We start from the raw sequence: 18,498 nt of genomic DNA, 5'->3' as shown, positions 1-18,498 counted from the left end.
GCCGACATGTCCGCCATCCTTGTGCGCCGCCTGGGGCGCTGCGACTACGAGTCCACCTGGCGACGGATGCAGGCCTTCACCGAGCACCGGGATGCAGGCACCCTCGATGAACTCTGGCAGGTGGAGCATCCCCCGGTGTTCACCCTGGGGCTCAACGGCAAGCCGGAGCATGTGCTCGATCCCGGCGACATCCCGGTGATCCCGGTGGACCGGGGTGGGCAGGTGACCTACCACGGGCCGGGTCAGGTGGTGATTTATACCCTGCTGGATCTGCGGCGCTCGGGGCTGGGCGTGAGGGCCCTGGTGACCGCGCTGGAGTCGGCGGTGATCGATTATCTGGCGACCCAGGGGATCGCCGCCCAGGCCCGAGCCGAGGCGCCCGGGGTCTATGTGGGGGACGCCAAGATTGCCGCGCTGGGCCTGCGGGTCCGGCGGGGAGGGAGTTATCATGGCCTGGCCTTCAACCTGGATCCCGACCTGTCGGCCTTTGATCGCATCAATCCCTGTGGTTACCGGGGGTTGGCGACCACCTCCCTGGCGGCGCTGGGGGGGAGAGAAGACTGGCGTCAGGCGGCGACGGGGTTGACGAAGGCATTGTCGTTGCGGCTGGGAAGGCCGGTCACAGCGGCATGATCCCCAGAGTCACCCGGTCCTTGCCGCCCAGGTCCTGCACGGTTTCTACCCCGCAAAACCCTCCCTGTACCAGCAGCTCCCTGACGGCCTTGCCCTGACCCATCCCATGCTCCAGCAGCAGTCCGCCGCCCGGGTCGAGATGGTCGGGGGCCTGACCGACGATGCGACGGATATCGGCCAGACCGTCCGGCCCCGAGGCCAGGGCCGAGCGGGGCTCGAAGCGCAGGTCCCCCTGCTCTAGATGGGGGTCTGCCTCGGCGATGTAGGGCGGGTTGGAGACGATCAGGTCAAAGCGTTCGCCCGCCAGCGGCTCGAACCAGTCACCGCATCGACACGTTACCTGTTGCCCCAGCCCCAGCCGTTCCACATTCTCGATGGCGACGGCCAGCGCCTGGGGTGAGCGGTCGACGGCAATGATGCGGCACCGGGGGCGCTCCACGGCCAGGGCCAGGGCGATGGCGCCCGTGCCCGTGCCCAGATCCGCCACCCGGCCTGGAAGGTCTTGGGGCAGCCGCGACAGGGCGGCCTCCACCAGGGTTTCGGTGTCGGGGCGGGGGATCAGCACGCCGGGGCGGACCTGCAGATTCAGGGACCAGAATTCTCGACAGCCCAGCAGGTAGCTGACCGGCTCGCCCTGGGCGCGTCGCTGTACCAGGGTCCTGAAGCATGCCAGGGCGGTGGGGTCCTCCAGGGTGTCGCCCCCATGGGCATAGAGCCAGCCGCGATCCCGGCCCAGGGCATGGGCCAGCAGCAGTTCCGCTTCCAGGCGGGGCGCTTCCCCATGGGCCAGGGCGGTTCTCGCCTCAATCAACAGGGTCTTGAGGGTAAGGGCGGGCAAGGGGCGGCTCAGTCGGCCAGGGCGGCCAGCTGTTCGGCCTGGTGTTCATTCACCAGCGGATCGATAACCGGATCCAGCTCGCCGGTCATGATGGCCTCCAGTTTGTAGAGGGTCAGGTTGATGCGATGATCCGTGACCCGCCCCTGGGGGAAGTTGTAGGTGCGAATGCGCTCGGAACGGTCCCCGCTGCCCACCAGGCTCTTGCGCGTGGCGCTCTGCTCCTGGAAGCGGCGGGTTTCTTCCCGCTCGATCAGCTTGGCGGCCAGCAGGCTCATGGCCCGGGCCTTGTTCTTGTGCTGGGAGCGCTCGTCCTGGCATTCCACCACGATGCCGGAAGGCAGATGGGTGAGACGCACGGCGGAATCGGTACGGTTGACGTGCTGGCCACCGGCCCCGCTGGCTCGATAGGTGTCGATGCGCAGGTCCGCCGGATTGATCTCCGGGATTTCCATCTCGTCCGGTTCCGGCATCACGGCGACGGTGGCGGCAGAGGTGTGAATGCGCCCCTGGGATTCCGTATCCGGCACCCGTTGCACCCGATGGGCGCCGGACTCGAACTTGAGCCGGGAATAGACCCCGCGGCCGATGATGCGGGCGATGACCTCCCGGTAGCCGCCGTGCTCGCCCTCGCTCTCGGAGAGCAGTTCCACCTGCCAGCCCCGGGTTTCCGCGTAGCGGCTGTACATGCGGAACAGGTCGCCGGCAAAGATGGCCGCCTCGTCCCCGCCGGTGCCGGCACGGATTTCCAGGAAGGTATTGTTCTCGTCGTGAGGGTCTTTTGGGATCAGCTGACGCTGCAGATCCAGTTCCAGGGCTTCCAGGCGGGTCTGGAGCACGGGGATCTCATCCTCGGCCATGCCACGCAGGTCCGGGTCCGGGTCCCGGGCCATCTGGCGCGCGGCCTCCAGTTCATCAAGGGCGCCGGCATAGTCCTTCCAGCACTGGACCACCGGCTCCAGCTGGCTGTATTCCACGGAATAGCGGCGAAAGCGATCCTGGTTCCCGATGACCTGCGGATCCGCCAGCAGGCCACTGAGTTCCTCGAAACGATCCGCGATACCTTCAAGCTTGCGACGAATGGAGTCTTTCACGAATGGATCTTGTTGGTGAGACTCGGCAGCTTGAAGAGGGCATGGGCCGCGTCCACCAGTTCCAGGCGACCTTCGCGGGCGGCCTCGTTCATGGCGTGGCAGGGGTCATGCAGCAGCTTGTTGGTGAGGGTGTGGGCCAGAAAGGACAGGGCTTCTTCCGGCGACTTGCCGGCGGCCACCATCTGGTTGGCCTTTTCCAGCACCTCCAGTTGGACGCCATGGGCCTTGTCGCGGAAGGCGCAGATGGTGCTTACCGCGCTCTGGGCCTGCAGCCAGCCCATGAAGGTACTGACCTGGGATTCAATGATCTCCTCCGCCTGGCGCGCCGCCTCGCGGCGGGACTGGAGGTTTTCCTGGATGACTTCTTCCAGGTCGTCCACGGTGTAGAGGAAGACGTTGTCCAGATTGCCTACCTCGGGCTCGATGTCCCGGGGTACGGCGATGTCCACCATGAACATGGGACGGCGCTTGCGGGCCTTCAGGGCACGCTCCACGGCGCCCTTGCCCAGGATCGGCAGGGGACTGGCGGTGGAGGAGATGAGGATGTCGGCCTCCGCCAGACGGGCGGGGATCTCGGACAGGGTAATGACCTCGGCGTCGAATTCGCTGGCCAGGACCTTGGCCCGTTCCACGGTACGGTTGGCGACGATGATGCGGCCGATCTGGTTGCTGTGCAGGTGGCGGGCCGCCAGTTCGATGGTTTCACCGGCGCCGATCATGAGGGCAGTGAGGGGCTTCATGTCGCCCCAGATCTGCTTGGCCAGGGAGACGGCGGCAAAGGCCACCGAAACCGGGCTGGAGCCGATGGCGGTGGATGTCCGCACGTTCTTGGCCACCGAGAAGGCGTGCTGGAACAGTCGGCCCAGCTGGCGGCCCAGGGTGCCGGCGGCACCGGCGCTCTGATAGGAACCCTTGAGCTGCCCCAGGATCTGCGGTTCACCCAGCACCAGGGAATCCAGGCCGCAGGCCACGCGGAGCAGGTGCTTGACCGCATCGGCCTCGGCGTGACGGTAGATGTAGGGCTGGATCTCGCCGGGCTTGAGGCGGTGGAAATCCGCCAGCCAATGCAGCACGCGATCGGCGGGCTGGTGCGCCTCGGAGCGGAAGTAGATCTCCGTCCGGTTACAGGTGGACAGGATCGCCGCCTCATCCACCGGGGTGGAACGGGTCAGGCCGGTCAGGGCCTCATCCATGCGGTCCGGGGAGAACACGACGCGTTCACGAATCCCGACCGGGGCGGATTTATGGTTGACTCCGAGAGTAAAAAGCATCGCACGTGAGGACCTGTGGAATAGCGTATTCTGCGCCAGCATTGAAGTCATGACAAGATGTCCCGGATTTTCAACCCTTTGAGTCCGCTCGGAAAACTGACCTGTCTGCAAAATTCGACCCGCTGCGGCGGGAACTTATCGGCCGTTGCGGGGTGCTAAGGAGCATGGGACGGTTAACCTGATTGTTCGGGTTTCCCGCTCGCTGCCCCGGTCCGATTCTGCCGTCGACCGTATCAGATCCGCCCCAATGTGGTGGATTCCCCGCCGGTCGTCCATGTCCCGTATCAAGAGCTTGCGATTTCCCGGTTCCGGGGCTTGACATGCCGGCAGGTACGGTTGACATGGTGTCAGTCGAGTGATGTCCAGTCTAGTTTACACTGTCCCGTGACCTTGGCGCGCCCCGCAGGACCATCATTTTTTGAACAAATGGGTTTATAGTCTTTCCATGCTGCCCGATCAAAGATCCGTTTTCCCCTGGTTTCTTCCCCGCCGCCCGGTACCCCGCCTGGGGGCGGCGGTGGTGCTGTGTGGATTGCTGGCCGCCTGCGCCGGTCTGTCCCGGGACGGCGAGGGCTACGAGGAGCCTTGGCAGCCCTTGGCCGAAGGCCATCTGTTGCCGCTGGAAGGGGAGGGCAACGGTGTCTCCGATCTGCTCTACGAACTGCTGGTCGGCGAGATTGCCGGACACCAGGGAGAATTGCAGGTCGCGGTGGAGCACTATCTGCGTGCGGCTCAGCGTACCCGCAACCCCGAAGTGGCCGAGCGGGCCACCCGTATCGCCCTGTTTGCCGGTGATCCGGCCGCGGCCCTGCCGGGCGCCGAACGCTGGCTGGCGCTCGAACCGGAGAATCTGGAAGCCCGTCAGATTCTGGCCGCGCTGCTGGTCAACGAAGGCCGCCCCGATGCGGCGGCCCCGCATCTGTTGACCGTGCTTGAGCGCGTGGAGGCGGTGGAGGGCGATGGCTATGGCCTGCTGGTGAACATGCTGGCCCGCAGTCAGAACGGCGATGCGGCGCTGGAGGCCCTCGCTCTGGTGGCGGAGTCCAGGGGAGACGACTCCCTTGCCTATCTGGCCGTGGCCGGCCTGGCCCTGCAGCAGGATCGGCCCCTGACGGCCGTAGCGGCGGCCGAAAGGGCGCTGACCCTGGATGATGGGCTCAGAGAGGCGCACGTGCTGCGCGCCCGGGCGCTGGGGCAGGCCGGTGATCAGGCGTCCTCCCTGCGGGCCATGGGCGATCTGGTGGCCCGCTATCCCGAGGATGTGGATCTGCGCGTCACCTATGCTCGCCTGCTATTGCAGTCCGAGCGTTATGAAGACGCCCGTCGGCAGTTCGAGCGGGTGGCCCGAGAGCGGCCGGGGGATGCCGACCTGCTTTACACCCTGGGACTGCTCAACATCGAGGTGGAACAGTACGAGGATGCGCAGCGCTATCTGGAACGAGTGCTGCAGACCGGTCGCCGGGTTCAGGAGGCCCGCTATTACCTGGGGCGGATCGCCGAGGCCGGCGGTGATCCGGAGCGGGCCATTCGTTTCTATGCGCAAGTGAATCGGGGTGAGCATCGTGATGAATCCGTCATACGTGCCGCCCTGCTCAAGGGGGGGGGGGGACAGCTGGCGCAGGCCCGCGCGGACCTGTCGGCGTTGCGGGATCGGCTGGATGAGCCGGGCGAACGGGTGCGGGTCTATCTGGCCGAGGCCGGTTTGCTCAGAGATGCCCGTGACTACGAGGCGGGGATGGACCTGCTCCATCAGGGGCTCAGGGAGTATCCCGGCAACCCCGAACTGCTGTATTCCCGGGCGCTCATGGCGGAGCGTCTGGACCGGATCGATCAGGTGGAGGCGGATCTGAACCTGATCCTGGCCCAGGACCCGGATAACGCGGCCGCCCTCAACGCGCTGGGGTATACCCTGGCGGATCGCACCGATCGTCACGAGGAGGCCTATGGCTATATCCGTCGGGCCTATGCGCAGCGTCCGGACGATGCGGCCGTCATCGACAGCATGGGCTGGGTGCTCTATCGCCTGGGTCGTCTGGATGAGGCGGAAGTCTATTTGCGTCGGGCGCACGACATGATGGAAGACAGCGAGATTGCGAGCAACCTGGCGGCCCTGCTGTGGGCACAGGGGCGCCGGGATGAGGCCCTGGGTATCCTGCGTAAGGCGCTGGAGCGGGACCCGGCGCATGAGCGTCTGCTCAGACTCAAGGAGCGCCTGGATCCATGAGAACGTTCTGGTTGATCGGTCTGGTGAGCCTGGTGCTCACCGCCTGTGCCGTGCGCCCGCCGGTGCCGGTAGATGATCGGGAGCAGGCCTGGCGAGAGCGCGTGCAGCTGCTTTCCGCGCGGGATGAGTGGACCCTGAACGGTCGCATTGCGCTGTTCCTGGAGAACGAGCAGTGGAATGCCCATCTGCGCTGGCGCCAGCGGGGGGATGACTACGACATCCAGCTGTTCGGACCCTTCGGGCGTCACGCCGCGACCCTGGAAGGCAATGCCGCCGGTGTGACCCTGCGCAACGCGGAAGGGGCGGTGTACCAGGATCGGGATGTGGATCGGCTGGTGCATCAGGCCCTGGGCTGGCAGCTGCCGGTTAGCGGGTTGCGCTACTGGGTGCTGGGCATACCGTCTCATGATCGGCTGGAAGGGCGGACCCTGGATCCGGCGGGTCGGCCGCAGCGATTACTGCAGTCCGGTTGGGACGTGGGGTACGATCGCTACGCCGAGGCCGTCGGCCCGGCGCCGCTGCCTGATCGCATGAGGCTGGAATTCGACCACATACGCGTTCGCCTGGTGGTGGACGACTGGCAAATGACACCATGACGCAACAAGACCCTTGCATGGGCTGGCCTGCGCCGGCCAAGCTCAACCTGTTCCTGCATATCACCGGCCGTCGTCCCGACGGTTACCACGAATTGCAGTCCGTGTTTCAGTTTCTCACCTTCGGGGATACGCTGGATTTCCGGCTGCTGGATGAAGATCGGGTGCGGGCCGAGCATGCCCTGGACGGGGTGGCCCACGATGATGATCTGACCGTGCGGGCCGCTCGTACCCTCAAGGCCGCCACCGGGCATCCCGGGGGGGTGGCCATCCGGGTCCGCAAGCGCCTGCCCATGGGCGGTGGACTGGGGGGCGGCAGTTCCGATGCCGCCACGGTGCTGGTGGCCCTGAACGCCCTCTGGGAGACCGGGCTGGATGACGAGGCCCTGGCCGCCATGGGGCTGAAGCTGGGGGCGGATGTGCCGGTGTTCGTGCGCGGCCACGCCGCCTGGGCGGAAGGGGTGGGGGAGCGGCTGGCGCCGGTGTCGCCGCCGGAGCCCTGGTATCTGGTGGTGCATCCCGGCGTGATGGTGCCCACCGGGGCGATCTTCACCGATCCTGGATTGACACGGGACTGCCCACCCATCAAAATAGCGGACTTTCTTGCAGGACGAGCAGGCAACGTGTGTGAGCCGGTCGTCTGCCGGCGCTTTCCAGCAGTGGCCAAAGCCCTGGAATGGCTGCAAGGGCAGGGCGTGACGGCGCGCATGACGGGGACCGGCAGCTGTGTGTTTGGTGTCTTCGAGACGGAAGAGGCCGCCCGCGCCGCCCTGGAGTGCCTGCCGTGCGGATGGTCGGGGTTCGTTGCCCGAGGCTGCAATCAGTCTCCGCTGCATCGGCGTAGGGCGCAGTTCCGGACCGCGCCTGCTGTTCAGGAATAACGATTTATTGGGCCGTCGCCAAGTGGTAAGGCACCGGGTTTTGATCCCGGCATTCGCAGGTTCGAATCCTGCCGGCCCAGCCATTCTTCAGACGTTGCCTGCCGTCGCCGGGCCAGCGCCGCCACCGGTTCATTGTCTCCGTGACACTCACCGGCTGGCGGCGTTTACGCTATGGCGCAGGGTGGTACGTCTTTTCGCCGGCAGGGTGGCCCGCGTCAGCCCTGCTGGTGCAGCCCTGTCATCCGCTTCGCTCGCAACCGGACATTGTTGGAATCATGCTGCCCAGGTCCACAGTGGTGGAAAAATCCAAGATGATGGTCTTCGCGGGGAATGCCACTCCCCAATTGGCTCAAAGTGTCGTCAATCACCTGAACCTGCCGTTGGGCAAGGCCGTTGTCGGCCGGTTCAGTGATGGCGAAGTCCAGGTGGAAATCCTGGAGAACGTGCGCGGTCGGGACGTCTTCATCGTCCAGTCCACCGGCGCGCCCACCAACGACAATCTGATGGAGCTGCTGATCATGGTGGATGCCCTGCGCCGGGCCTCCGCCGGTCGCATCACCACCGTCATCCCCTATTTCGGCTACTCCCGCCAGGATCGGCGCGTGCGGTCCGCCCGCGTGCCCATCTCCGCCAAGGTGGTGGCCAACATGCTCGAAGCCGTCGGTGCCGACCGGGTGCTCACGGTGGACGTGCATGCCGATCAGGTGCAGGGTTTCTTCAACGTGCCGGTGGATAACGTCTATGCCTCGCCGGTCCTGCTGGGGCACATCTGGCGCCAGAAGATCCCCAACCTGCTGGTGGTCTCCCCCGATGTGGGCGGCGTGGTCCGTGCCCGTGCCCTGGCCAAACGCCTGGATGACGCGGAACTGGCCATCATCGACAAGCGTCGTCCCAAGCCCAATGAATCCCAGGTGATGCACATCATCGGGGACGTGGAAGACAAGGCCTGCATCATCATCGATGACCTGGTGGATACCGCCGGCACCCTGTGCCAGGCGGCCAAGGCCCTCAAGGATCATGGGGCTTCCAAGGTCATGGCCTACGCCACCCACCCGGTGCTGTCCGGCCCCGCCATCGAAAACATCAACAACTCCCAGCTCGACGAGCTGGTGGTCACGGATACCCTGCCGCTGCGTCCCGAGGCCAAGGCCTGCGGCCGCATCAAGCAGCTCAGCGTTGCCGGCATGCTGGCGGAGACCATCCGCCGCATCAACCGCGAGGAATCGGTCAGCTCCCTGTTCATCGACTGATGAACTGACAACGGATCGACCGCCACTGCCTCTCCTGGTCGCGGGAGAGGCTTTTTGTTTGTATGACTGGAGAACCCGACATGAGTGTCAATTTCGAACTGCAAGCCGAGCCGCGCGCGGACCAGGGCAAGGGTGCGAGCCGCCGCCTGCGTCGTGCCGGCAAGCTGCCCGCCATCGTTTATGGTGCCGGCAAGGAACCCGTGGCCGTCACTCTGGACCACAACACCGTGTGGTTGAGCCTGGCCCATGAAGCCTTCTACTCCCACATCCTGACCCTGAAGGTGAACGGCAAGTCCGAGCGGGTCATCCTGCGCGACCTGCAGCGTCATCCGGTCAAGCAGATGGTCCTGCACATGGATCTGCAGCGCGTCACCGAAGACCAGGCCCTGAAGGTGCATGTGCCCCTGCACTTCATCAACGAAGAAAGCTGCGTGGGCGTGAAGACCGGCGGCGGCATGCTCAGCCACCAGGCGGTGGAAGTGGAAGTGGAATGTCTGCCCAAGGACCTGCCCGAGTTCATCGAAGTGGACGTGGCCGACCTGAACGTGGGCGATTCCCTGCACCTGTCCCAGATCCGGCTGCCTGAAGGGGTGAGCATCGTGGCCCTGGCCCAGGGTCCGGATCATGATCTGTCGGTGGTCAGCGTACTGAAGACCCGTGGCGGCAGTGCTGCCGAAGAGTCCGAAGCCGAGGGCGAAGGCGAGGCATAAGCCGCCTTCGTTTTCCGACTGCAAGAAAGGATGACACCGGCCCGTGGCTGATAAAGACACCGTTCAGGTCATCGCGGGGCTGGGAAATCCCGGCTCCGACTACGCCATGACCCGGCACAATGCCGGGTTCTGGTTCGTGGATGAACTGGCCCGCCGTCATGGCGGCCGGTTTCGCCTGGAGAGTAAGTTCGCCGGCGAAACGGCACGCATCCACATCGAGGGGCAAGAGATCTGGCTGATCAAGCCCCAGACCTTCATGAATCACAGTGGGCAGCCCATCCGGCTGCTGACCCAGTTCTATAAAATTCCCATCACCTCCGTGCTGGTGGCCCACGACGAGATCGACCTGCCGCCGGGCACGGCCCGCCTCAAGCGCGGGGGCGGTCATGGCGGACACAACGGTCTGCGTGACATCATGTCCCACCAGGGGCAGGACTTCATGCGTCTGCGTCTGGGGGTAGGCCATCCCGGGCATCGTGAGCAGGTGGTCGGGTTCGTACTCAACCGCCCATCCCGCGAGGAAGAATCCCTGATCACGGACGCCATCGACCGCGCTGCCGACCTCATGCCCCTGCTGCTGTCGGAAGGGCTGCAGAAGGCCACGAACCGTCTGCACTCGGCGTGACTGCCCCGGTGACTCTCTTCTTCCATCCTGATTTTTCCACCTGATCCACCCGGACCCTCCCATGAGCTTGAAATGCGGCATCGTCGGCCTGCCCAATGTGGGCAAATCCACCCTCTTCAATGCCCTCACCAAGGCGGGCATTCAGGCGGAAAACTATCCCTTCTGCACCATTGACCCCAATGTGGGGGTGGTGCCGGTGCCCGACCCTCGGCTCAAGGTCCTGGCCGGGATCGTCTCACCGGAGCGGGTGCTGCCCACCACCGTGGAATTCGTGGATATCGCCGGCCTGGTGGCCGGTGCCTCCAAGGGTGAAGGCCTGGGCAACCAGTTTCTGGCCCACATTCGCGAGACCGACGCCATCACCCACGTGGTGCGCTGCTTCGAAAATGACGACGTGATCCATGTGGCCGGCAAGGTGGACCCCCTGTCGGACATCGAGGTCATCCACACGGAACTGGCCCTGGCGGACCTGGAGACCGTGGAAAAGGCCCTGAATCGCCTCACCCGCAATGCCAAGTCCGGCAACAAGGACGCCATCGCCCGCAAGCAGGTGGCCGAGAAGGTGCAGGCGGTGCTGGCCGAGGGGCGTTCCGCCCGCAGTGCCGAACTGGATGATGACGAACGCCTGCTGCTGCGGGAACTGCAGCTCATCACTGCCAAGCCCACCATGTACATTGCCAACGTCAATGAGGATGGCTTCGAGAATAACCCCCTGCTGGACCGGGTGCGGGAACACGCCGCGGCGGAACACGCCCAGGTCGTACCCGTCTGCGCCGCCATGGAGGCGGAGATCGCCCAGCTGGACGAGGCGGACAAGGCCGAATTCCTGGGTGAGATGGGGCTGGAAGAGGCCGGACTGGACCGGGTGATCCGGGCCGCCTACGAACTGCTGGGCCTGCAGACCTTCTTCACCGCCGGTGTCAAGGAAGTCCGTGCCTGGACCGTCAAGCGCGGTGCCACCGCACCCAGGGCGGCCGGCGCCATCCACACGGACTTCGAGAAGGGCTTCATCCGCGCCGAAGTCATCGGCTATGACGACTTTGTGAACTGCAAGGGCGAGCAGGGCGCCAAGGATGCCGGCAAGTGGCGCCTGGAGGGCAAGGAATACACCATGAAGGAAGGGGATGTGGTGCACTTCCGGTTTAATGTTTAAACGTGTGATTAACGTCTAAGAGCCTGTTCAAGGTCTCTTGAGCAAGAGGCACAGGAAGGTCAGGAGAGCGTCAGAGCCCGTCATTCCCGCGCAGGCGGGAATCCAGTGCAGGCCAAAGACCCTGGACTCCCGTCTGTGCGGGAGTGACGGCAAGGGGGGCGCTTGACAACGATCCTGGATCCGCGCAAAATAGCGCGCTTTCAAGGCTACGTAGCTCAGCTGGTCAGAGCATCGCACTCATAATGCGGGGGTCGGTGGTTCAAATCCACCCGTAGCCACCATCCAGATTTCCGGCCGTGTCCGGTGAATCAAAAAAACCGCGTATGACGCGGTTTTTTTGTGTCCATGGTTCCATCTATCCCCACGCTGGCCTAGTATGCTGCGGGGATAGATGCAGGGACATATCAGAGGGCAGGGGACAGCAGCCCCGCCCGGGTATCCCCGCAGTCCACCAGGGAGGAACCCATGGCCGCATCCAGCAAGCTCACCGCCACCCAGGCTCGCCGGGCCGGATCGGAGTCGGGGGTGTTCAATCTGCAGGACGGGGGCGGGCCGTCCGGAGGCATGCCCTTCGATATCGACAGGACTCCCTCCCCGTGACTTCACCCGAGAATCCCTTGCCGCCTCATGACTCAGGCTCCCCGGTGGACAGTACGCTGCAGGGGCCGCCCCGTGAAGCCCTGGCCGCCACGCATACGCCCCCTCCCATCGTCGGTGTCGGTGCCTCGGCCGGGGGATTGGAAGCCTTGGAGGGGCTGCTGCGGGGGTTGCCTGAACAACCGGGATTCGCCGTCGTGGTGGTCCAGCATCTGGACCCCACCCGCAAGGGCATGCTCACAGAGCTGCTACAGAAGGTGACACCGCTGCCGGTGGTACAGGTGGAAGACGGCATGACGGTGGTACCGAATCGAATTCACGTCATCCCCCCCGGCAAGGATCTTTCGGTACTCAAGGGCGTGTTGTACCTGCTGGAGCCCGCCGGCCGTCGCGGGACCCGGCTGCCCATCGACTTCTTCCTTCGCTCACTGGCGGCGGATCAGGGGGAGCACGGTGTCGGCGTGATTTTGTCGGGTACCGGCTGCGACGGCACCCTGGGCATGCGTGCCCTCAAGGAGCATGCGGGACTGACGCTGGCCCAGATTCCCGAAGAGGCTCAATACCCGGACATGCCGCGCAGCGTCATTGATGCCGGCCTGGCCGACATGGTGATGCCGGTTCACGGCATGGGCGAGCGGATCCGCGACTATCTGGTTCGCAAACAACAGATCGGGACCCGGCGGACCGGCACCGGGGACATGGATCAGCGCCATGCCCTGGAAAAGATCGTGGTATTGCTGCGGGCCCGTACCGGCCATGACTTTGCCGATTACAAAACCAATACCTTGTATCGCCGTATCGAGCGGCGCATGAGCCTGCACCAGCTGGACAGGCTCTCCAACTACGTTCGCTTCCTGCGCGACAATCCCCAGGAACTGGATCTGCTGTTCAAGGAGTTGCTGATCGGCGTGACCAGCTTCTTTCGCGATCCGATGGCCTGGGAGAGTCTGCAAAAACAGGTGCTCGCCCCCCTGATCCGGTCCGCGCCATCCCGGGGGTGCGTCCTGCGGGCCTGGGTGGCCGGCTGCTCCACCGGTGAGGAGGCCTATTCGCTGGCCATCGCCTTCCGGGAGGTGCTGGAAGAAAGTGCGCCCGTTGGTCGCGTCACCCTGCAGATCTTTGCCACCGATCTCAGCGAACATGCCATCGACCGGGCGCGTCAGGGGCTATATCCAGCCAGTATCGTCGCCGATGTCTCGCCGGTACGCCTGCAGCATTTCTTTCAGGAAGAGGCCGGCGGCTATCGCGTCAATCGCGCCGTTCGGGAGACGGTGGTTTTTGCCACCCAGAATCTCATCATGGACCCGCCCTTCACCAAGCTGAACCTGGTCATCTGCCGCAATCTGCTTATCTATCTGAATACGACGCTCCAGCATAAGCTGCTGCCGCTGTTCCACTACAGCTTGTTGCCGGGCGGCGTTCTTTTCCTGGGCAATGCGGAAAGTGTCGGTGGGGGCAACGAATTGTTCACCGCGCTGGATGCCCGCGCCCATCTGTTTCGTCGCGCCGAGGCCCGCGTCCGGGTGGCCGACCTGGATTTTCATGCCCGCCCGCCTGAACCGGAGGTAGAGACCCTGGCCCAATGGGCCGGCGGGGCCCCCACCGGCAGCCTGCAATCCCTGGCGGAACAGGTGCTGCTCAGGGAGTTTGCACCGCCTGCGCTGCTGGTGAACGCGGACGGCGACATCCTTTACATCTTCGGTCGCACGGGTGACTATCTGGAGCCGGCCACCGGACGGGCCAACTGGAACATCCATGTGATGGCTCGGGATGGGTTGCGACAGGAACTGGCCTTACTGCTGCCCCGGGCCATGAGGGAAAAAAAGGTTTTCAGCCAACCGGGCATCGGCGTCGGCAGTGCTGAGCGCATGCAACTCATCGATCTGACGGTCTATCCCATCGAGGAGCCTCAGGTCCTGAGCGGCATGTTGATGATCGTGTTTCAGGTCGTGTCGCCCCAGCCGGCCCCCTTGCCGGAGCCGCGGGACCCGAAGGAACGCAAGAATACCCGCATTCAGGAAATGGAGCTGGCGCTGCAGCAGACCCGGGAAGAGCTGCGCATGACCCGGGAATACATGCAGACTTCCCAGGAGGAGCTTCGCTCGGCCAACGAGGAACTCCAGTCCACCAACGAGGAACTGACCACCTCCAAGGAAGAGATGCAATCACTCAATGAAGAATTGCAGACGGTGAATGTGGAGCTCCAGTCCAAGGTGGAAGAACTCACCCTGGCCAACGGCGACATGAAAAACCTGCTCGACAGTACCGACATCGCCACGGTCTTTCTGACCAAGGACCTGCGTATTCGACGCTTCACCGCTCCGGCACGGCGGATCTTCAAGCTCATTGCCACCGATGTCGGACGTCCCCTGAGTGATATCGTCACCGAACTGGAATACCCGGACCTGCAGCATGATGCCCTGGAAGTCCTGCAATCCCTCTCCCACTCCATAGAGGAGATTCCCACCCGGGACGAGCGCTGGTATCAGGTCAAGATCATGCCCTATCGCACCCTGGATGACGTCATCGACGGCGTGGTCGTCACATTCACGGACATCACCAAGGCCAAAGCCCTGGAAAATCGTTTACGCAGTCTTCAATCGACGCCGGAAGAATCCGGCAGGGAGTCAGGCAATGAGCGGGCAAGACGAGGATGATGAGGCCCGCAGACTGAGACGGCGGGCGGAGGAGAAGCTGCGGGAACGGGTATCCGATGCCGCTGATCCGGCCGCGGAGTCCAACGCCTTGGCCTTGCTGCACGAGTTGCAGGTGCATCAACTGGAACTGGAGATGCAGAACGAGACCTTGCAGCAGGCCCGCATTGAGGCGGAGGCGGCGAGGGACTTGTTCACGCAGCTCTACGACCATGCCCCCATGGCCTATTTCAACCTGGATTCATTGGGGATACTGCATCGCACCAACCTGGCGGGAGCCAGGCTGCTGGGCACCACTCGAAGCGAGCTCGCGGGGCGGCACCTGACCGGCTTTGTGAATGAGGAGGACCGCCCTCGGCTGGCGGATCTGATCTATAAGGTGTTTGCCGGTCAGGCCTCGGAACATGCGGAACTGCCGGTCACGACCCTCACCGGTATCTCGCGCATCCTGCGGGTGGAGGCCTGCGCCGGTCAGGTGGGTTCGGATCTCTGCCTGCTGGCGGCCGTGGACATCACCGATCTGGCGGAGTCCCGCCAAGCATTGATGGTCGCCGCCTCGGTCTATGAGACCCTGGACGAAGCAGTCATGGTTGCCAATGCCGGGCAGCGCATCATCCTCGTCAATCCCGCCTTTACCCGCCTGACCGGCTTTAGCGCCGACGAGGCCCTGGATCGAAGTATCGAACTGATCCGTGCCCACCGTGAGTCCCCTGCTTTTGAAGAACAACTGCGTCGGAATCTCCACACCACCGGTCACTGGCAGGGAGAAATCCTGCACCGCCGCCCGTCGGGGGAGCAGTACATGGCCTGGGTCTCCATGCATCTGCTGCGGGACGACCGCGGTTTCCCGATGCGGTATATCAGCGTGTTCAGGGACATCACCGAACAGCGCCGGGCCGAAGAGGCCATCTGGCGCCAGGCCAACTATGATCCGCTCACCGAACTGCCTAATCGCCTGCTGTTTCTGGATCGACTGCGCCACGGCATCCGTCAGGCCCAGCGGCGGGGTCGGCTCCTGGCCCTGTTGTTCATCGATCTGGACAAATTCAAGGAGATCAACGACCGACTGGGACACGATGCCGGAGATGCCGTGCTGAAGGAGGCAGCCCGTCGCATCAGTCGGTGCGTGCGCACCAGTGATACCACGGCACGACTCAGTGGTGATGAGTTTACGGTGATCATGGGCGGGCTGGAGAGCGGCAGTGGTGTGGATGAAGTGGGTGCAAAGATCCTCAAGGCCCTGGACCAGCCCTTCGAGGTGGCGGGCACCCGTGTCGCACTCTCAGCCAGTATCGGCACGGCCTTCTGTCCCGGGGATGCCACGGATCCCGCCGGTCTCATCAAGTGTGCCGATCGGGCCATGTACGCAGCCAAGGAGACCGGTGGGCAGCGGATGACACATTTTTCGCTGCAGCTGGACGCCACCCTGCAGGAACGCGAAGCGCTGATCAGAGAGCTGCCCGATGCCATCGAGCACGGCCAGTTCAGCCTGTGCTTCCAGCCTATTGTGGCACTGGATACTCGGTTGGTCGTCATGTTCGAAGCCCTGCTGCGCTGGGAACACCCCCGGCGTGGACAGCTCAACCCGGATCAGTTCCTGGCCCTGGCGGAGGCCGCCGGCCTGCTGGGGCGGATTGATGAATGGGTCTTTAAGCAGTCCTTGAGCGCCCTGGAGCAGCTGAACGCCCGCCGTGGCGAACAGGAATTACCGCTCAAAATCGCCATCAACGAATCGTCCCCTGACGGCGTCGAAGGGGTCTCCGTTGATATCTGGAAGCAGCAACTGTCACAGTCGGGGATATCGCCCGACTGCGTCATTATCGAAGTGACCGAGCAACTGCTTCAGGATGAGGATGGTCGGGTAGATGCCTGGATCAATGAGGTGCATGCCAGCGGTCTGAAAATCGCCCTGAGTCAGTTCGGCATCAAAAGAGCCGGGATACCCCATCTGCAGCGCTATCCCTTCGATCTGCTCAAGATCGACCGGAGTTTCGTGCACAACATGCCCCATGACATGGCCGACCGTACCATCGTCCACAGCATCATCAATATGGCCCACCGACTGGGGCTGAAGGTGGTGGCGGAGGGCGTGGAAACCCATCAGCAACACGAGCTGTTGCGTGAGGCGGAATGTGACTATGCCCAGGGATACCTGTTCGGCAAACCCCTGCCCGTCGACCGGATACTGGTCGAGATGGAACCAACGGGGTAGGAACGGGGCGCTGAATGATCACCTTGAGCGGGCACCCCCTTGTGTGGATACTGTCGTTCCACTGGTTTTGGAGTGAGCCTGATGAAGAGATACGGCATCCGCGTCACCCTGCCCGAAGGGGACACCCTGTCCGCCGACCATCTACTGGGCGCGCATTGGGAGCAGTTCCGGTGGTTCGACAGCGCCCGGGAGCGGGATCGCATGATGGGGGAGATGCGCCGGCCGCCACCCTATTACCGGCGGGGTGATGTGGTGACTCAGGTGCTGGAGAAGGTGGACCGCTGATACCTCCACCAGGCCCCGTGGTGATGCCGGAACAGGCTGCCAGCCTGTCCCGGCGGTGGCTTCAGCCATCTGCCGTGAACGGCTTCCAGGGCACTGACAGCGACAGGCCCCGGCGCATCAGCGTCCCACCAGTACCAGTATCAGCAGTACCACCACGATGGCTCCGACCACACCACTGGGACCGTAGCCCCAGGTCCTGGCATGCGGCCAGACCGGGATGACGCCGATGAGGATCAGGATCAAGACGATCAATAAAATGGTTGTCAGGCTCATGGTCGGATACTCCGCGCAGGGATTGGAGTCCCATGTTGCCTTCGGTGAGCATGCCTGTTCTGTGCGCCAGCGTACCGATTGCCCCGGGCCGGTGTGGGCGCCGTTTTTGTGGGCGCCCCCCCGGGGGCCGTTACCGTCACTCCCGCAGCAATCCCGTTACCGTCACTCCCGCGAAGGCGGGAGTCCAGGGGGCAGTCCGTGACTGGATTCCCGCCTGCGCGGGAATAACGGGTCGAGAGTACTCCTGAGGGATTCAGAGTACTCAGAGTACCCCTGAGGGATTCAGAATACCTCTGACGGATTCAGAACAGTCCTAAGGGCGAGAAGGGGGGGGCGTCAACGGGTGCCGTCCCTGGCGGTGCTGGGACGACCTTCCGGGTTGCCGCGTCTGGCGGGCGCCCCTTTGAATACCAGTCGATCACACTCGCGTTTGACCACCGCGTAGCATTCGCAACTGCGCGCTTCCAGGCCCGCACGGTCGAGGATCGTGATGTGGCCGCGATGGTATTGAATGAGCCCCGCCCGTTGCAGCTTGCCGGCGGCTTCCGTGACCCCTTCGCGTCTGACGCCGAGCATGTTGGCGATCAGTTCCTGGGTCATGACGAGGTGGTTGGAGGGCAGTCGGTCCAGGGACAGGAGCAGCCAGCGGCACAACTGCTGGTCCAGGGTGTGGTGGCGGTTGCAGACCGCGGTCTGGGCCATCTGGGTGAGCAATGCCTGGGCGTAGCGCAGCAGCAGATCGTGCAGTACCCCCTGGCGACGCCCGCCCACGCGACGAAAGGCGTCCTTGAGGCGTCGGGCGCTGAGCCGGTAGGCCTGCCCGGCACTTTGCACCACCGCCTGGCTGGGGGTGGTCTCTCCCCCCATGAACAGCGCGACCCCGACCACGCCGTCTTTGCCTACCACCGCGATTTCGGCTGAGGCACCGTCCTCCATGACGTAGAGCAGGGAGACGATGGCGTCGATAGGGAAGTAGACATAGTCCATCGGGATGCCGGGCTCATAGATGACCTGCCCCAGCGGGAGCGTGACGAGTTCAAGGCCGGGGAGCAGGCGCCGGTAGTCATGATCCGGCAGCATGGCGAGAAGTTGGTTGAGCTTGGGGTTCGGCACGGCCTGCATGAGGGAAGTTCCTTTCACCGGTCATGTTTGCTTTCTCACGACCAGTATAGCCGGATCCTTGCAGGAACAAGTGTGAACTCTGTCCT

General features: G+C 64.1%; 17 protein-coding genes and 2 tRNA genes. 14 read left to right on the top strand and 5 right to left on the bottom strand.

The annotated features are described in order from the left end of the window. Positions 1 to 6 precede the first annotated feature (6 nt). Positions 7 to 633 (top strand): lipoyl(octanoyl) transferase LipB, encoded by a 627-nt coding sequence (gene lipB, locus LQ956_RS01095; protein ID WP_238621328.1) that lies wholly within the window; start codon positions 7 to 9, stop codon positions 631 to 633. Here lipB and prmC read toward each other — a convergent pair. The 3 genes from prmC to hemA are packed head-to-tail and all read right to left on the bottom strand — an operon-like array spanning position 620 to position 3,833. Next, entirely contained in the window at positions 620 to 1,471 is an 852-nt protein-coding gene (gene prmC, locus LQ956_RS01090) for a peptide chain release factor N(5)-glutamine methyltransferase (protein WP_238621327.1), read from the bottom strand. The genes lipB and prmC overlap by 14 nt on opposite strands. Before the next feature lie 8 nt (positions 1,472 to 1,479). Continuing rightward, positions 1,480 to 2,562 carry a peptide chain release factor 1 gene (prfA, locus tag LQ956_RS01085; protein ID WP_238621326.1) on the bottom strand — a complete coding sequence of 361 codons (1,083 nt, stop codon included), beginning with the start codon at positions 2,560 to 2,562 and terminating at the stop codon, positions 1,480 to 1,482. Next, positions 2,559 to 3,833: a glutamyl-tRNA reductase gene (gene hemA, locus LQ956_RS01080; protein WP_238621325.1), complete on the bottom strand. Its 1,275-nt coding sequence runs from the start codon at positions 3,831 to 3,833 to the stop codon at positions 2,559 to 2,561. The genes prfA and hemA overlap by 4 nt, the downstream gene beginning before the upstream one ends. A gap of 445 nt (positions 3,834 to 4,278) precedes the next feature. Here hemA and LQ956_RS01075 point away from each other — a divergent pair, with 445 nt between their 5' ends. From LQ956_RS01075 to LQ956_RS01020, 13 genes are all read left to right on the top strand, one after another. After that, positions 4,279 to 6,057 (top strand): tetratricopeptide repeat protein, encoded by a 1,779-nt coding sequence (locus tag LQ956_RS01075; protein WP_238629194.1) that lies wholly within the window; start codon positions 4,279 to 4,281, stop codon positions 6,055 to 6,057. Then, on the top strand, positions 6,054 to 6,653 hold the full coding sequence (gene lolB / locus LQ956_RS01070) for a lipoprotein insertase outer membrane protein LolB (RefSeq protein WP_238629192.1): 600 nt from the start codon (positions 6,054 to 6,056) through the stop codon (positions 6,651 to 6,653). Before LQ956_RS01075 ends, lolB begins: the two co-directional genes overlap by 4 nt. Then, complete coding sequence (gene ispE / locus LQ956_RS01065) at positions 6,650 to 7,531, top strand: 4-(cytidine 5'-diphospho)-2-C-methyl-D-erythritol kinase (RefSeq protein ID WP_238629190.1); 882 nt, start codon at positions 6,650 to 6,652, stop codon at positions 7,529 to 7,531. Before lolB ends, ispE begins: the two co-directional genes overlap by 4 nt. Positions 7,532 to 7,539: 8 nt before the next feature. Continuing rightward, positions 7,540 to 7,614: transfer RNA gene (locus tag LQ956_RS01060), tRNA-Gln, on the top strand. Positions 7,615 to 7,842: 228 nt separating this feature from the next. Then, a complete protein-coding gene (locus LQ956_RS01055; protein ID WP_238621358.1) occupies positions 7,843 to 8,781 on the top strand; it encodes a ribose-phosphate diphosphokinase in 939 nt (312 codons plus the stop codon). A gap of 80 nt (positions 8,782 to 8,861) precedes the next feature. After that, on the top strand, positions 8,862 to 9,491 hold the full coding sequence (locus LQ956_RS01050) for a 50S ribosomal protein L25/general stress protein Ctc (protein WP_238621321.1): 630 nt from the start codon (positions 8,862 to 8,864) through the stop codon (positions 9,489 to 9,491). Positions 9,492 to 9,534: 43 nt separating this feature from the next. Continuing rightward, complete coding sequence (pth, locus tag LQ956_RS01045) at positions 9,535 to 10,116, top strand: aminoacyl-tRNA hydrolase (protein ID WP_238621320.1); 582 nt, start codon at positions 9,535 to 9,537, stop codon at positions 10,114 to 10,116. Positions 10,117 to 10,177: 61 nt separating this feature from the next. Next, positions 10,178 to 11,269, top strand: a complete 1,092-nt coding sequence (gene ychF / locus LQ956_RS01040; RefSeq protein WP_238621319.1) for a redox-regulated ATPase YchF — start codon at positions 10,178 to 10,180, stop codon at positions 11,267 to 11,269. 204 nt (positions 11,270 to 11,473) lie between these two features. Continuing rightward, positions 11,474 to 11,550 (top strand) — tRNA-Met (locus LQ956_RS01035). 184 nt (positions 11,551 to 11,734) lie between these two features. Continuing rightward, a complete protein-coding gene (locus LQ956_RS14895; protein WP_255721711.1) occupies positions 11,735 to 11,869 on the top strand; it encodes a hypothetical protein in 135 nt (44 codons plus the stop codon). Further along, on the top strand, positions 11,866 to 14,523 hold the full coding sequence (locus LQ956_RS01030; RefSeq protein ID WP_238629188.1) for a chemotaxis protein CheB: 2,658 nt from the start codon (positions 11,866 to 11,868) through the stop codon (positions 14,521 to 14,523). Before LQ956_RS14895 ends, LQ956_RS01030 begins: the two co-directional genes overlap by 4 nt. Further along, positions 14,501 to 16,732, top strand: a complete 2,232-nt coding sequence (locus LQ956_RS01025) for a putative bifunctional diguanylate cyclase/phosphodiesterase (RefSeq protein WP_238621317.1) — start codon at positions 14,501 to 14,503, stop codon at positions 16,730 to 16,732. The genes LQ956_RS01030 and LQ956_RS01025 overlap by 23 nt, the downstream gene beginning before the upstream one ends. 81 nt (positions 16,733 to 16,813) lie before the next feature. Further along, positions 16,814 to 17,017: a hypothetical protein gene (locus tag LQ956_RS01020; RefSeq protein ID WP_238621316.1), complete on the top strand. Its 204-nt coding sequence runs from the start codon at positions 16,814 to 16,816 to the stop codon at positions 17,015 to 17,017. Between the two features lie 117 nt (positions 17,018 to 17,134). Here the strand turns inward: LQ956_RS01020 and LQ956_RS01015 are convergent, their stop codons facing one another. Together LQ956_RS01015 and LQ956_RS01010 are read right to left on the bottom strand one after the other, a co-directional pair. Next, a complete protein-coding gene (locus LQ956_RS01015) occupies positions 17,135 to 17,290 on the bottom strand; it encodes a DUF3309 family protein (protein WP_238621315.1) in 156 nt (51 codons plus the stop codon). Between the two features lie 336 nt (positions 17,291 to 17,626). Further along, positions 17,627 to 18,412: a Crp/Fnr family transcriptional regulator gene (locus tag LQ956_RS01010; protein WP_238629187.1), complete on the bottom strand. Its 786-nt coding sequence runs from the start codon at positions 18,410 to 18,412 to the stop codon at positions 17,627 to 17,629. Positions 18,413 to 18,498: the final 86 nt, after the last annotated feature.

The organism is Ectothiorhodospira lacustris (assembly GCF_022227845.1).
GTDB lineage: Bacteria > Pseudomonadota > Gammaproteobacteria > Ectothiorhodospirales > Ectothiorhodospiraceae > Ectothiorhodospira > Ectothiorhodospira lacustris.
This window is presented reverse-complemented; position numbering and strand designations above follow the sequence as displayed.